Source organism: Burkholderia sp. S171, from assembly GCF_009766085.1.
Classification (GTDB): Bacteria; Pseudomonadota; Gammaproteobacteria; order Burkholderiales; family Burkholderiaceae; genus Caballeronia.
This window is the reverse complement of the sequence record NZ_LMUF01000030.1, coordinates 625,533-640,098: the sequence shown is the minus strand read 5'-3', so window position 1 is coordinate 640,098 and position 14,566 is coordinate 625,533. Positions and strand designations below refer to the sequence as shown.

Annotated in this window: 15 protein-coding genes; 8 read left to right on the top strand and 7 right to left on the bottom strand. The window is 60.5% G+C overall.

The features are described 5' to 3' along the window. Positions 1-13: 13 nt before the first annotated feature. Complete coding sequence (gene alr / locus GSQ93_RS16730) at positions 14-1,084, bottom strand: alanine racemase (RefSeq protein ID WP_158936748.1); 1,071 nt, start codon at positions 1,082-1,084, stop codon at positions 14-16. Between the two features lie 523 nt (positions 1,085-1,607). On the opposite strand from alr, the gene lplT reads away from it, so the two are divergent. The 4 genes from lplT (at position 1,608) to thiD (ending at position 5,306) form a co-directional block, all read left to right on the top strand. Further along, the gene (gene lplT, locus GSQ93_RS16725; RefSeq protein ID WP_158936747.1) at positions 1,608-2,915 is read left to right on the top strand and encodes a lysophospholipid transporter LplT; all 1,308 of its coding nucleotides are present in this window, start codon (positions 1,608-1,610) and stop codon (positions 2,913-2,915) included. A gap of 135 nt (positions 2,916-3,050) precedes the next feature. Continuing rightward, complete coding sequence (thiM, locus tag GSQ93_RS16720; protein ID WP_158936746.1) at positions 3,051-3,866, top strand: hydroxyethylthiazole kinase; 816 nt, start codon at positions 3,051-3,053, stop codon at positions 3,864-3,866. After that, positions 3,866-4,492 (top strand): thiamine phosphate synthase, encoded by a 627-nt coding sequence (gene thiE / locus GSQ93_RS16715; protein ID WP_158936745.1) that lies wholly within the window; start codon positions 3,866-3,868, stop codon positions 4,490-4,492. Before thiM ends, thiE begins: the two co-directional genes overlap by 1 nt. A 7-nt stretch (positions 4,493-4,499) precedes the next feature. Beyond that, the gene (thiD, locus tag GSQ93_RS16710; RefSeq protein ID WP_158936744.1) at positions 4,500-5,306 is read left to right on the top strand and encodes a bifunctional hydroxymethylpyrimidine kinase/phosphomethylpyrimidine kinase; all 807 of its coding nucleotides are present in this window, start codon (positions 4,500-4,502) and stop codon (positions 5,304-5,306) included. Between the two features lie 42 nt (positions 5,307-5,348). On the opposite strand, the gene GSQ93_RS16705 is transcribed toward thiD, so the two are convergent. Genes GSQ93_RS16705 through tsaB form a run of 4 tightly spaced genes read right to left on the bottom strand, consistent with a single transcriptional unit; the run spans position 5,349 to position 8,713 of the window. Beyond that, positions 5,349-6,335: a DUF1853 family protein gene (locus GSQ93_RS16705; RefSeq protein ID WP_158936743.1), complete on the bottom strand. Its 987-nt coding sequence runs from the start codon at positions 6,333-6,335 to the stop codon at positions 5,349-5,351. After that, the gene (locus GSQ93_RS16700; RefSeq protein WP_158936742.1) at positions 6,332-7,354 is read right to left on the bottom strand and encodes a uracil-DNA glycosylase family protein; all 1,023 of its coding nucleotides are present in this window, start codon (positions 7,352-7,354) and stop codon (positions 6,332-6,334) included. Before GSQ93_RS16700 ends, GSQ93_RS16705 begins: the two co-directional genes overlap by 4 nt. Beyond that, on the bottom strand, positions 7,341-7,835 hold the full coding sequence (gene rimI / locus GSQ93_RS16695; RefSeq protein ID WP_158936741.1) for a ribosomal protein S18-alanine N-acetyltransferase: 495 nt from the start codon (positions 7,833-7,835) through the stop codon (positions 7,341-7,343). Before rimI ends, GSQ93_RS16700 begins: the two co-directional genes overlap by 14 nt. After that, the gene (gene tsaB, locus GSQ93_RS16690; RefSeq protein WP_158936740.1) at positions 7,832-8,713 is read right to left on the bottom strand and encodes a tRNA (adenosine(37)-N6)-threonylcarbamoyltransferase complex dimerization subunit type 1 TsaB; all 882 of its coding nucleotides are present in this window, start codon (positions 8,711-8,713) and stop codon (positions 7,832-7,834) included. Before tsaB ends, rimI begins: the two co-directional genes overlap by 4 nt. A 207-nt stretch (positions 8,714-8,920) precedes the next feature. Between tsaB and GSQ93_RS16685 the strand changes: the two genes are divergently transcribed. The 4 genes from GSQ93_RS16685 (at position 8,921) to GSQ93_RS16670 (ending at position 13,617) form a co-directional block, all read left to right on the top strand. Next, the gene (locus GSQ93_RS16685) at positions 8,921-9,190 is read left to right on the top strand and encodes an acyl-CoA-binding protein (RefSeq protein ID WP_158936863.1); all 270 of its coding nucleotides are present in this window, start codon (positions 8,921-8,923) and stop codon (positions 9,188-9,190) included. 497 nt (positions 9,191-9,687) lie between these two features. Further along, positions 9,688-11,385, top strand: coding sequence for a DEAD/DEAH box helicase (locus tag GSQ93_RS16680; RefSeq protein ID WP_158936739.1), 1,698 nt, complete (start codon positions 9,688-9,690; stop codon positions 11,383-11,385). Positions 11,386-11,762: 377 nt separating this feature from the next. Beyond that, positions 11,763-13,067, top strand: coding sequence for an isocitrate lyase (aceA, locus tag GSQ93_RS16675; RefSeq protein ID WP_158936738.1), 1,305 nt, complete (start codon positions 11,763-11,765; stop codon positions 13,065-13,067). 217 nt (positions 13,068-13,284) lie between these two features. Further along, positions 13,285-13,617 carry a DUF6693 family protein gene (locus GSQ93_RS16670; RefSeq protein ID WP_158936737.1) on the top strand — a complete coding sequence of 111 codons (333 nt, stop codon included), beginning with the start codon at positions 13,285-13,287 and terminating at the stop codon, positions 13,615-13,617. 107 nt (positions 13,618-13,724) lie between these two features. On the opposite strand, the gene GSQ93_RS16665 is transcribed toward GSQ93_RS16670, so the two are convergent. Next, positions 13,725-14,159 carry a universal stress protein gene (locus tag GSQ93_RS16665; protein WP_158936736.1) on the bottom strand — a complete coding sequence of 145 codons (435 nt, stop codon included), beginning with the start codon at positions 14,157-14,159 and terminating at the stop codon, positions 13,725-13,727. Between the two features lie 71 nt (positions 14,160-14,230). Next, the coding region (locus GSQ93_RS38110) for a LysR substrate-binding domain-containing protein (RefSeq protein WP_254073896.1) at positions 14,231-14,566 on the bottom strand (336 nt) is incomplete at its 5' end.

Here is a 14,566-nt window from a genome sequence, read left to right as displayed (position 1 = left end):
ACCAGCGAACGCTCTACTCTGCCCGCATCGGCACACGCGGCGCCACCGCGCACATCAACTCATAACCGATCGTGCCGCACGCAGCGGCCACGTCGTCGATCGGCAGCTTCGCGCCCCACAGCTCCACGGCCGTACCAATTCCCGCAGTTGGGACCGGGGTCAGGTCGACGGTCAGCATGTCCATCGAAACACGGCCGACAATCCGCGTTGCTACACCATCGACGATAACCGGTGTGCCTTCAGGCGCCACTCGAGGATAACCGTCCGCATAACCGCACGCCACTACGCCGATCCGCATAGGACCTGTGGCTGAGAACACCGAACCGTAGCCGACCGAGTGACCCGCCGGCACCGTCTGCACCGCGATCAGCTCGGAAGCAAGCGTCATGGCAGGCTTCAATCCAGCGGTGGCTATGTCAGCGGTTTTGCCCGAAGGCGAAGCGCCGTACAAAATGATACCGGGCCGCACCCAGTCGAAATGCGCCGCCGCATGCCACAGCGTGGCCGCGGAATTGGCGAGGCTGCGCGCGCCCGAAATGCCTTCGGCACCGCGTTCGAACGCTTCGAGTTGATGATCGATGCCGCGCGGACCGTCGGCGTCGGAGAAATGCGTCATCAGCGTGATCTGGCCGATGCCTTGCACGGCCCGCGCCCTTTCCCACGCTGCCCGGAAACGCTCCGGCGTATAACCGAGCCGATTCATGCCGCTGTTCATTTTCAGCTGGATATTGACCGGCTTCGACAGCCGCGCCATTTCAAGCATCCGCAACTGTTCATCGCAATGCACGCCCGTGGTCAAACTGTAGCGATCGATCACGTCGATATCCGTTGGGCGGAAAAACCCTTCGAGCAGCAGGATGGGGCCGGCCCAACCCAGTTCACGCAACTTAACTGCTTCTTCAAGGTCGAGAAGACCGAAGCCGTCCGTTGCGCGCAATCCGGGGAACGCTCGCGCCACACCGTGGCCATATGCATTGGCCTTCACCACGGCCCATATCTTGGATTTCGGCGCGTGACGGCGTGCGACGGCGAGATTGCTGGCAAGTGCTGCGGTGTGGATCGTGGCGGATATGGGGCGCGGCATGGGAGTTCGGTTGGAAAAAACAGGTGATTATGCAAGAACGGACCGCAGTTGACGGTTGCCTGAAGGTACCTGAGGGCCGCGCTTTAACTCGGAACGGAGGCGGCCGATCGTGCCCTATTCATCATCTCTTGGAAGCATGATCTATGGAAAACAATCGCGGCTTGGGGTCGATCAGTCAGCGATCCATCATTGCATATGATGGCCGGTTGGTAACAGACCGTGCACACGGTGATAAATTCGAAAATACCCGATTTGGCGAGCCAATAGCTGAATCAGTACCCGAATCAATACCTTATCGCTACCTTGCAGACCGGTGACGTTCGGGCCTGTACGTCTGCGAATTGTCATGCAGGTTACTGCTAGTCAGAATGCGCCTATTTTCGTGTTATAAAGCCGTGCACACAACCCATTTCGAACAGAAATTGCCTGAACGGGAGCCTGAGCGCAAAGCCGGACGCGAGCGACGAGCGCGCCGTGTGCGAACGGGGCGGATTACCCGCAGTGCGGACTAGCATCGGATCAGATGAAAAAAGGTTTTTACACCATCATGGCCGCGCAGTTTTTCTCGTCGCTGGCCGACAACGCCCTTCTGATCGCTGCGATCGCACTGCTGAAAGATCTTCACGCTCCGAACTGGATGACACCGCTGCTCAAGCTGTTTTTTGTGCTGTCATACGTAGTTCTGGCCGCTTTCGTGGGTGCCTTTGCAGACTCGAGACCGAAGGGCCACGTGATGTTCGTCACCAACTCGATCAAGGTCGTCGGCTGCCTGACGATGCTGGTCGGTGCGCATCCGTTGCTCGCCTACGGCATTGTCGGATTCGGCGCCGCTGCGTATTCGCCCGCCAAATACGGCATTCTCACCGAGCTATTGCCCGCTGACCGTCTGGTCGCGGCGAACGGCTGGATCGAAGGCACGACGGTAGGTTCGATCATTCTCGGCACCGTCATGGGTGGCGCGTTGATCAGTCCGCACATTGCCTCGCACATTCTTCAGTTGCACATCCCCAAGGTCGAAACCCCCGCCGAAGCCGCGATGCTCGTGATCGTGCTCATGTACATTGTCGCCGCCCTCTTCAACCTGCGGATTCCCGACACCGGCGCGCGTTATCCGAAGCAGGAACATCGTCCGATCAAACTGATCACCGATTTCGCCGATTGTTTCAACGCGCTCTGGCACGACAAGCTCGGCCAGATCTCGCTCGCCGTGACTACGCTTTTCTGGGGCGCGGGCGCGACGCTGCAGTTCATCGTGCTGAAATGGGCAGAAGTCTCGCTCGGCATGTCGTTGTCCGAGGCGGCCATTTTGCAGGCGATCATCGCGGTCGGTGTGGCGGTCGGCGCTATTCTTGCAGCCGCCCGCGTGCCGCTGAAGAAGTCACTTTCCGTGCTGCCGGTCGGCATCATGATGGGCATTGCGGTGATGCTGCTCGCGTTCTATTCAAAGCATCTGTTTCCCGTGCACTGGGGCATCTATTTCGGCCGGATGCACATCCCGGGTTATCTGATCGTCGCGTATATCTTCTTGATGATCGTGGGCGGCCTTTCGGGCTTTTTCGTGGTGCCAATGAATGCGCTGCTGCAGCATCGCGGCCACGTGCTGTTGTCGGCGGGTCACTCTATCGCCGTTCAAAATTTCAACGAGAATCTCTCGGTGCTCGTGATGTTGTGCCTGTATGCGGTCCTCGTCTGGCTCGACGTACCGATTCAATTCGTGATCGTGCTGTTCGGCACCTTCGTCTGCCTGATGATGTACTTTGTCATGCGGCGGCATCAGGCGAATCAGCGGGCCTTCGATTCGGTCGCGCTGATCGGCGAGTCGAGGCATTGAGCGGTGGCTTTGAACGGTGGCTAGTGCGTCTGGATCACGCCTGGCCGGACCAGACAAAGCCTGAAATCACACCGGGCGCTCAGCCGCCCGGCGCGCGATAATCCCGTTTATCACCATTTTATTTACACCCCGACCATGCTCGCCGCCGATCTCTATTCGTTCGCCGTGCGCGTGCGCGAACGCGCGCCGCTCGTCCACTGCCTGACAAATCTCGTCGTCACGAACTTCACGGCGAACGTGCTGCTCGCGCTGGGCGCCGCGCCTGCGATGGTCATCGCCCGCGAGGAAGTGGGCGAATTCGTGCCGCTCGCCAACGCGGTATCGGTGAATCTCGGCACACTCGACTTGCCGCAAAGCAAGGCGATCCGCGCCGCCGTCGAGGCCGCGCATCGTGCGCATAAACCGTGGGTACTCGATCCCGTCGCGGTCGGCCCGCTGAGTTTTCGCACCGCCTTCGCGTTCGATCTGCTCGATGCACATCCGACCGTGATTCGCGGCAACGCGTCGGAGATCATCAGCTTGTCGGGCGGTGAATCGACCGCACGCGGCGTCGATAGCACCGCTTTAGCCGAAGCCGCGCTCGACGCCGCCCAACTCCTCGCGTTGAATACCGGCGCTGTGGTCGCGGTCACGGGTCAAACCGACTACGTCACCGATGGCCGCCGGACAGTCGCGTTATCGAATGGATCGCCGTTGATGACGCGCGTGACGGGCGTTGGGTGTGCGTTATCAGCGACGGTCGCGGCGTTTGTGGGCGCGGCCGATAACGATGACCGTTGGGCCGCGACAGTCGCCGCGATCGCCTATTCGAGCATTGCGGGTGAATTGGCATCGTGCGACGCTGCGTTGCCCGGCAGTTTTGCGGTCGCGTATCTCGACCGGTTGGCTTCGCTCGATGCCAACCTGTTCGCCGCGACGCTCGTGTCACGCGACATCGCGCCAACTGCGTGATGAACCTCGACCTCGCGCTGTATCTCGTCCTCGATCCCGTCCAATGCGGCGGCCATGCACGCGCGCTCGATGTGACCCGGGCCGCGCTCGATGGCGGCGTCACGATCGTGCAACTTCGCGCGCCCGAGTGGCACAAACGTGCGTGGCTCGATCTCGCGCTCGACCTGTTGCCGCTCACGCGCCGGTACGGCGCGCCGCTCATCATCAACGACCATCTGGATGTCGCGCTCGCGGCCGGCGCCGATGGCGTGCATATCGGCCAGAACGACTTGCCGCCGGATGTCGCCAGGAAGCTGTTGGGGGCGCACGCGCTGATCGGGTTGTCGGTATCGGATGCGCTGCAGGTCGATCACGCCAATACGCTGGGCGCCATGATCGATTACGTCGGCGTGGGACCGGTATTCGATACACCGACCAAACCTGACGCATCGGCGGCATGTGGTGTCGACGGCCTCGCCGCGCTGTGCGCGCGCTCACTTCATCCGACGGTGGCTATCGGCGGAATCCAGTTGCACAACGCCGCCGATGTCAAACGCGCGGGACCGGGCGGTATCGCGGTGGTATCGGCGATCTGCACCGCTGCCGACCCGCGTCTCGCCGCGCAACAATTGCTGGCATCTTCCTGAAAAGCTCATGACCCATCCGATCCCCAACGTCCTCACCATCGCCGGTTCCGATTCCGGTGGCGGCGCGGGCATCCAGGCCGACCTCAAGGCGTTTTCGGCGCTCGGCGCTTACGGTTTGTCCGTTGTCACCGCCCTCACCGCGCAGAACACGCGCGGCGTGACGGCCATCCATACGCCCGACGCCTCATTCCTGACCGCTCAGCTTGACGCCGTTTTCGATGACATCCGCATCGATGCCGTGAAGATCGGCATGCTCGCCAATGCCGATGTAGTGCGCGCGGTAGCGGCGGCGTTGCGTCGATATCGGCCAGTGCATGTGGTGCTTGATACCGTGATGATTTCCAAGAGCAATCACGCTTTGCTTGCACCGGATGCCGTGGCTGCGTTGCGCGATGAACTGCTGCCGCTCGCGACGCTGATCACGCCAAACCTGCCGGAAGCGGCTGCGTTGCTGAACGTGGCACCAGCCGAAGATGAAAACGCGATGGTGCGCCAGGGCGAAGCGCTGCGCGCATTGGGCGCGCGGGCGGTGTTGATGAAAGGCGGCCATCTGAATTCCGCCGATAGCCCGGACTGGCTGATCGAGGACAGCGGCCCGTTGCGGCTCGGCGGCCCCCGTGTGCCGGTGAAGAACACGCATGGGACGGGGTGCACGTTGTCGTCATCGATTGCGGCTTTGCTGCCCCAACGCGAATCGCTCACCGGCGCCACCGCCGATGCCAAGCTCTATCTGACCGGCGCGATCGAACAGAGCGTGCGACTGGACGTCGGGCACGGGGTTGGCCCGGTGCATCATTTTTTCAGGTGGTGGTGAGGTTCGCTTTGCCGAGCCTCGACTAGGCTGGCTAAACCCCGCTTAACCCGCAAAGTCAGCCGCGCGCTCCGGCCATTCATCGGGGACGATAAAACCGCGCGAATGCTCGCGCCAGACATCGCCTGTCGCGCATGCGTCACGCTCACCACCCTCGTAACGTTCATAACGCGCGACCATGATCGGCGACGTCAGCGTTGCCACGCGCTCGGACAAGACCGCCGTCTGCGCAGCGAGCGCTTCACCCTCTTGCGCCGATAACGTTCGTTCTGCCATCCATCCCAATCTGGGCAACGAAGCAAACACTCCGTCCGCCTTCGAATCCTGCCACTCCGACGCCGTTTTCCACCAGCCTCGCAGATGATCGACAGCAAGTTCGGGCGGCGGGTTCAACGCGAGATTGCGACTGAGACCGGAACCGAGACTGTCATCGCGATAAAACAAGCGCCCTTTGACGAACAACTCGGCGCGCCACGGGCCCTCGAAACCGAGCGATGCAAACTCATCGTGCGCGCTCAAACCCAGTTGATGATTCAAAAGCCGCGCGTGCTTCAAATCGAAGCGATCCTGCAGATTCGGGCCGACGTAGTGAGCGAGGGTAGCGGCCCCGTCACCCTCGCCGATATGCAGATAAAACTTCACAGCGAGTTCCCAGTGCAGCCGTTCGCCGCGCACGTTCTCCAGCAGGAAATCGACTTCGCCGAGCGTACGTTCAGCCGTGCGCAATGGGATGTTCGCCGCGATCAGCCGCGCGTGCGGGCCATGCGTCAGGAAGTGTTCGAGCAATGCTTCGGCGTAGAAGCCGAGCCGCGTCAGCGACGGTTTGTGAACCTGTGCATGAAGCGCAGCGGGGTCGCGGTCGAGCGCGGTGAGCCAGACTAGCGTGGTTTCGCGCTCTTTCTCGGTTGCCGCAGGACATGCGAGCGGCGCGCCCGCACGCGACGCGCTCAGCAAGTCCGGCGAGAACAGCAGCCACGCGAGATCGCGCACGGCGGGATCGTGGAATGACGTGATTGCGTCCGCGGCCGTCACGGGCCGTCTGCCGCCTGCAACGACTTGCGATAAGTAGTCTGGGCGAGACACAGATCGGCCCACGCCTTGGCTTTATCGGGGAGACTGCGCAGCAAGTAGGCCGGGTGATACGTGACAATAACCGGCACACCTTGATAGTCGTGCACCCGTCCACGCAGCGACGAAATACTCGCCTCCGTCTTGAGCAGGCTTTGCGCGGCAAACCGTCCAAGCGCAACAATCAGCTTGGGTTTCACCAGCTCGACCTGCCGCTTCAAATACGGCTCGCAGCGCGCGACTTCATCCGGTTCCGGATTGCGGTTACCGGGCGGCCGGCACTTGATCACGTTTGCAATGAACACATTGTCCTCACGCGATAACGCCACCGCGTGCAGCATGCTGTCGAGCAACTTGCCCGCCTGGCCGACGAACGGTTCACCCAGCTTGTCCTCATTCTCACCGGGCGCCTCACCAATCAGCATCCAGTCCGCGTCCCGGTCACCCACGCCGAACACCGAGTTCGTGCGACGCTCGCACAGACGGCAGCGTTCGCACACGGCGACGCGAGCGGCCAGCGTGTCCCAGTCGAGGGTCGCGATATCGGCGGCCGTGTCATCGACGGTTTCCGAAGCAGCAAGTGATTGCGGCGGCACATCGTCGAGCCAGGGGAGGTCATCGAAGACAGGCGGTTCGGCGGCATCGATCCGGGGCGAGTCGATCTTTGCAGACGGTGTTTGATGCGCGTTGCCCTGATTCGCCTGCGCGGCGGAAAGAGCGGCATCGAGCGCCGTGAGGGTATCGACGGGATCAGCTTTCCGGGCCACGGACGCGGGCGCTTCTTCGACCGGCAGGCGCGAAGCCGGCTGCTGCACCTCAGGCGCCGCTTTACGCTCGAACGCGATCGCCGTCGAGTCTGTCGACTGAGCAGGCACAGCGGCGGATGCATCAACCGAAGCTGAAGCTGAAGCCGAAGCCGCCCCCCGCGTCACCCAGACCGTCCCCAGCCCGAACTCTTCCAGTATCGACTTATGCAGCGCCATCCACGGCCTCCTTTGAAAACGTCAGACGCATGACGAGTGCATCCTCGCGCGATCGGTGCCGCGCGGGGTAATAGTTTTTGCGCCGTCCGATGGTGGCGAAACCGAAGCGCTCGTAAAGCTGGATGGCGCGCGGATTCGACGGCCGCACTTCCAGCAGCACGCCCTCGAGTTTCTGCTGCCGCGAAACCCGCACCGCTTCACGCAACAACGTGAGCCCGGCGCCGGCGTGTTGTGCCTGGGGCGCGACGCACAGGTTCAGCAAATGCATTTCATCGACGACCGGCATCAGCACGCAATACCCCAGCAAGGTCCCGGTGACATGACGCAGGCACAAGCCGAAATAGCCGTTACGCAGCGAGTCCTGGAAATTGCCACGGGTCCAGGGAAACTCATAAGCGAGCTTTTCGATGGCGGCGACCTCATCGAGATCGGCTTCCGTCATCGACGACAGATAACGATCCGCCATCAACACGCCGCTCACCGTAGAGGCTCCGTCGTTTGAACGACCGGCGCGGCCGTGGCGGCATGATGGGCTTGATCTTCCGCAGCGGCGGTCGCTGCTTTGGCTGCACGCGCGTCCATCCGCTCGGCGGTGGTCTGTGCGACCTTATTGCGTACGTACTCCGGCGCGGCCTGATCCGGCGCGACCGTCCTGCCAGCACGCAGCGCGCGCAATCCGGCAAGCGCCACGGGCAACGCATGCGGCAGCGCGTCGAAATCGATGCGGCATGCCGGGGCAGCCGGCATCGGCAACCGTTCGCCAAAAGCCGCCGCCGCGTTGCCCGCCAGCGTATATGGCTCGTCCGGCCGGACAATTGCCTCGGGCAGATCAAGCGATGCCGCCCGGACCGTGGTCCACTCTCCCACCGCGCCCGTCAAAACCTCCCAGCGGAAATCGGCCCAGTACGCCTCGTTCATGCGCGCGTCGAGTGCCGCGAGCACGCGCGTCGCCGATGGGTCATGCAAGCGCGCGAACTCCGCGCATGCTAGCAAAGTGCCGATCGGCACCACCGGCACGCTCAAGCCGAACGCCAGTCCTTGTGCGACGCCGGTTGCCGTGCGCAAACCGGTAAATGAGCCCGGCCCGGCGCCGAACGCGATCGCGGAGCAATCCTTGAGCGTCAGGCCGGCGGTATCGAATAATTCGCGGATTGCGGGCAGCAAGCGCGTGCTGGAAACCGGTCCCGTCAATTCATGGCTGAACCAGACGTGAACTTCACCGGCCGAGTAATGCGGCGCGCTTTCGCAGGCGGTTGGTGCGGCGGTCGCGGTGCCTGCGGCCGTCGCGTCGGCGATCAGCAGCGCGACTGAGCAGAATTCGGTCGAGGTATCGAGGGCGAGCAAAACGGTACGTGTCATGGCCGCTATTGTAATGCGTGATGTAACGTGAACCGCGGTAACGCGTGAGCCGTGAGGTTCCAATGCGCGCCGCGGACAATGCCCGCTCGTGCGGGACCTAAGCCGCGTGCCCGGGAATTCTGGAAGAAACCCTCGACAAGCGCGCGCAACCGGCTTGCTATGATCGCCGATCCTAAACCAGCATGTCCGGAGAACCGAATGAGCGGAATCAACGAACTCGATGCGCAATTTGCGCTTGCCCAGGCCGACGTCAAGGAATTGTCCGAACGTCCGGGCAACCTGACGCTGCTGCGCCTCTACGCGCTCTACAAACAAGCGAGCCTGGGCGATGTGCAAGGCGACAAGCCGGGTTTCGCCGATATCGCCGGGAAATACAAATATGACGCCTGGGGCGCTCTCGCGGGCACGCCGCAGGACACCGCAAAGCAGCAATATATCGGGCTGGTGGAATCGCTGAAAAGCGGCGCATCGGCGTAAAAACGGGCCTTTCAGCGCCAGCCGGCGCTGTTTGAGCGGGTTGAGCGCCCTGCGGCGCTTTATTAAGAGGTCGGCAAAATAGATCAAGCTGACATCCCGCGTGCCGGCAAACTGCAAGTTGAATCAAACTGTCTTAAAATCTGGCGCAGCGCAACAATTGCCGCTATACTGTTGCCTGCGCTTCACTGTGACCGGGTGAATTGGTGGTTTTAGTCGATTCATCGCACGCAGCGCGGCGCCTCGTAGCGTTTTGCTCCAATCCAGTTTAGAAACTGTCCCCTCCCTGCTAGGCCTTTCGCGGCCGATCATGCATCAGGCTGACGACAACGCCGCCTCGGCCTGTCGAATCCGATACAGCTTCTAACGAAAAGCTCGCCTTTATTGTTGCGAGCTGCCCCCGTTTTTCGATTTGCTCGCTGCTTCTTTGCTCGCTGAATCTGACGACTTGGGTATGCCGATTGGCGCCATACGCCTTATTCCCCGTTTCAAGGATCGACATGACTTCGAGCAACACCCATAGCCCGCTGGACTCCATCGCTGCACTGGCACTCGGCGAAGACGCACCCGCCGCGCCGGCAGCATCTGTTTCGCCGGCCGCATCTGCTCATCCCGCAATTCCCGCCCCTATTTCTTCAGTTGCGCCTGTCGCCGCTGCTATCGCTGTGCAGACTGGCCCGAGCTTCGAGTCGCTCGGCCTCTCGCCTGAGATCATTGTTGCGTTGACGGCCTCTGGCTATCAAGTGCCGACGCCGGTTCAGCAGCGCGCGATTCCCGCAGCGCTCGCCGGCCGCGACTTGCTGGTTTCCAGCCCGACCGGCTCGGGCAAGACCGCAGCATTCATGTTGCCGGCTATCGAACGTTTCTCGCAGCTCGAAAAGGCCAAGGCTTCAGCTCCGCGTGAGCCGCATGACCCGAACGCCCGCCCGGCCCGCCGCACCCAGCCGGTTGCTCGTCCGACCATGCTGGTTCTGACGCCGACCCGCGAACTCGCGATGCAAGTTACCGCTGCCGCCACCACGTACGGCAAGCACCTGCGCCGTCTGCGCACGGTCAGCATTCTCGGCGGTGTCGCGTATGGCCAGCAATTGATGCTGCTCGCAAAGAACCCGGAAATCCTGGTTGCTACGCCGGGCCGTTTGCTCGATCACCTGGAACGCGGCCGTATTGATCTGTCGCAACTGCAAATCCTCGTGCTCGACGAAGCCGACCGTATGCTGGACATGGGTTTCATCGACGATATCGAAACTATTGTTGCTGCTACGCCGGCCACGCGTCAGACGCTGCTGTTCTCGGCAACCATCGACGGCAAGATCAGCTCGCTGACCGGCCGCCTGTTGAAGAACCCGGAACGCATCGAGATCATTCAGAAGCTCGAAGCGCAAAACAACATCGCGCAAACCGTGCATTACGTCGATGACCGCGATCACAAGGATCGTCTGCTCGACCATCTGTTGCGCGACGCCGGCCTGGATCAGGCTATCGTCTTCACGGCAACCAAGAACGACGCTGACCAACTGGCTATCCGTTTGTCGGACGCAGGTTTTGAATCGGCTGCACTGCACGGCGATCTGCCGCAAGGCGCACGTAACCGCACGATTCGTGCACTGCGCGAGCGCAAAGTGCGCGTGCTGGTGGCAACCGATGTCGCCGCTCGCGGTATTGACATCCCCGGTATCACGCACGTGTTCAACTACGATCTGCCGAAGTTTGCGGAAGACTACGTTCACCGTATCGGTCGTACGGGCCGTGCCGGCCGTACGGGTACGGCTATCAGCCTCGTGCACCACGCTGAGCAAGGCGCGCTGAAGCGCATTGAGCGTTTCGTTCGCGTGCCGCTCAATGTGAGCGTGATTGTTGGCTTTGAACCGCGTCGCTCGGCTCCGGCCGGCGGTGGCGGTGGTCGTCCTGGCTTTGGCGGCCGCGGCCGTCCGGGCGGTGGCGCTGGTGCGGGTGGCGCAGGTCGTCGCTTCGGTAGCGGCGGTGCTGGCAACGGCGGAACGGCTAAGCCGGGCGGCTGGGGCAACAAGCCGGCAAGCGCCGGTGGTGCTCGCGATTCGCGCGACGGTGGCTCGCGTGACGGTTATCGCAGCGGTGGTGGATCGCGTGACGGTGGTTCGGGCTTCGGTGGCGGTTCGCGTGACGGCTATGCAGCACGTCGCAACGACGGCCCGCGCGCTCCGCGTCGTGGCAGCTAAGTCTTAGTGAGTACGGCGCGCTTCTTGCGCGCCAGCAAAAAGAAAACCGATGCCTCATGCGTCGGTTTTTTTTCGTCCACACCCCGAACTTCACAATGTGAAAAGACCTTTTGCGGCGCGAAATTGTTGGTGCATGGCACAAGTCAGCTCTTCCCAGCATAGGAAAGATCGTTTTACATTGTGAAATGCAAATATCAAGCCATTGATTTAAAACAATAATTTATATTCAAAAACTTCGCTAAACGACTGGCTCCCCTATCCTCCTTTCCCTAGACTCTTATATAAGAGTTGAGCAACAAGAAGCACCGAGACTTATCGACTGCTCAACTGGACGACCCACCATTAGTCATCAGTCAGGTATTCAAAGGAGAAACGCCATGTCGCGCCAACAACAAGCTCAGGAACTTCAAAAGCAATGGGACACGGATGCGCGCTGGAAGGGCATCAAGCGTAGCTACACCGCCGACGATGTCGTGCGGCTGCGCGGTTCGGTGCCTGTCGAGCACACGCTGGCGAAACGGGGCGCGGAGAAGTTGTGGGCATCGATTCATGACGAGCCGTTCGTCAACGCACTCGGCGCGCTGACCGGCAATCAGGCCATGCAGCAGGTCAAGGCCGGTTTGAAGGCGATTTACCTGTCCGGTTGGCAAGTGGCAGGCGACGCCAACGTCGCGGGTGAAATGTATCCGGACCAGTCGCTGTATCCGGCAAATTCGGTGCCGCTGGTGGTCAAGCGCATCAATAACACGCTGACGCGTGCAGATCAGATCCAGTGGTCGGAAGGCAAGAATCCTGGCGACGAAGGGTATCTCGACTTCTTCCAGCCGATCGTGGCCGACGCTGAAGCCGGTTTCGGCGGCGTGCTGAACGCGTTCGAACTGATGAAGGCGATGATCGAAGCCGGCGCCGCGGGCGTGCACTTCGAAGATCAGTTGGCATCGGTGAAGAAATGCGGGCACATGGGCGGCAAGGTGCTGGTGCCGACGCGTGAAAACATCGCGAAACTCACGGCTGCGCGTCTCGCGGCTGACGTTTCCGGTACGCGGACCATTCTGCTCGCCCGCACCGATGCGGAAGCGGCAGATCTGGTGACGTCCGACGTCGATGAAAACGACCGGCCGTTCCTGACCGGCGAGCGCACCATTGAAGGCTTCTTCCGCACGAAACCGGGCTTGGAACAAGCCGTGTCGCGTGGCCTCGCCTACGCACCGTATGCCGACATGATCTGGTGCGAAACAGGCAAGCCGGACCTGGCGTACGCAAAGAAGTTTGCCGAGGCGATTCATCGTGAATTCCCGGGCAAGCTGCTCTCGTATAACTGCTCGCCGTCATTCAACTGGAAGAAGAACCTGGACGATGCGACTATCGCCAAATTCCAGAAAGAACTTGGCGCGATGGGCTACAAGTTCCAGTTCATCACGCTGGCCGGTTTCCATGCGCTGAATTACTCGATGTTCAATCTCGCGCACGGTTATGCACGTAATCAGATGAGTGCGTTCGTCGAGATGCAGGAAGCGGAATTCGCGGCGGCTGAGAAGGGTTTTACCGCAGTGAAGCATCAGCGTGAAGTGGGCACTGGATACTTTGATGCAGTGACGCAAGCGGTTGAAAAAGACGCATCGACGACCGCGTTGCATGGTTCAACCGAAGACGAACAGTTCTTCGAAAAGAAAGTCGCTTAATAAGCTGCAGCTGCTTTAAGCGGGTATAAGGCGCATGGCCATTGGCCATGCGCCTTTTTTTGTAGATGGAACGTCAACATGATTTCGCACTTCCCTGCGGTTAGAAAATAACTCCACAGTGATTTAAAAAATGACATGAATGATGTTCGAATTTCGCAATGATCATGTATTATTCCGAATTCTTACAAAACGTAACAATAAAACCACGGGGTTAAGCATGCAAGCTGGAATTTTGAAATCCGATCTATCTGTCGGAGATATTATCGGACATGCGATTATCTGGATAATTTTATCAATCGTAACGTGCGGATTGGCTTTGTTTGTTTTCCCCTATTATATGGCGCGCTTTATCATTAGCCGGACCATCGTAGTCGATGCAAGCGGCATGCGGATTGGCCGGCTGGAATGCACCATTGATCTGGCAAGCATCATTGGGAACATTGTGATTTGGGCAATTATCAGCATTGTCACACTGGGTTTTGGCTATATCATTTTCATGTATAAGATTTATGCGCATTGCCTGAACCATACCAAGATCACGGCCGCATAACACCTTCCGGCTGAGGGAACGAGCGTGCTGATCAGACCGCGCAGTGCTCGCTTCCCTCGCGTTGGCGCGAAAGCTGACCAGCCTGGTCGATTCGGAATACCCGCCTTTCACCGATAAACAATCACGGGAATCTTCGTGTGGGTCAGCACGCGTTGAGTCTCGCTGCCGATCAGCAAACTCCCCAACCCCCTCCTCCCATGCGACGCCATGAAAATCACGTCGCAGCCATCTCGCTCCGCAATATCGATAATGCCAATATACGGCGCGGATTCAACGCTGGTAACGGAATTGCAGGAAACGCCGACGGCGGCAGCGGCTTGTTCGACAGCGCCAAGATGTTCCCGCGCTTCTCGTTCGGCGCGCTCATGAAAATCTCCGGGCGGCTCGACGGCGACATCGGCGAAAGGTGAATACGGGTAAAGCGGCAAGCACGCATAAGCCGTAAGCCGCGCACCCACCGACTGGGCAAGATCGATTGCCCCATCAATCGCTTTCTGTGAAAGGACTGATCCATCCGTCGGAACCAGAATGTGCTTGAACATGGTCGACTCCTTGGCAGTGGCACTCGTGCACTTTCATTGTAGTAACTGAATCAAGGCAGGCAGCCTGCAAATCAGCCCCAATACCCTGGCGCGCCGAACGTGTGTTTGAGCAGGTCCAGAAACAGACGCACTCTCAGCGGCAAATGCCGGCGCTGCGGAAACACTGCGTGAATCCCGATAGGCGGTGCTGCGAAAGCATCGAGCACGCTGACAAGCCGCCCATCTGCGATGTCATCGCCGACTTCCCACCATGAGCGCCACGCCAGCCCGTATCCGGCGAGACACCACTCATGCAGCACAGCGCCGTCCGAGCATTCCATGGTGCCCGAGACCCGCATCTGCACAACCTTGCCGTCTTTCTGAAACACCCAGCCGCGCTGCTGATTCGAGCTCGCCCCAAGCGGCAG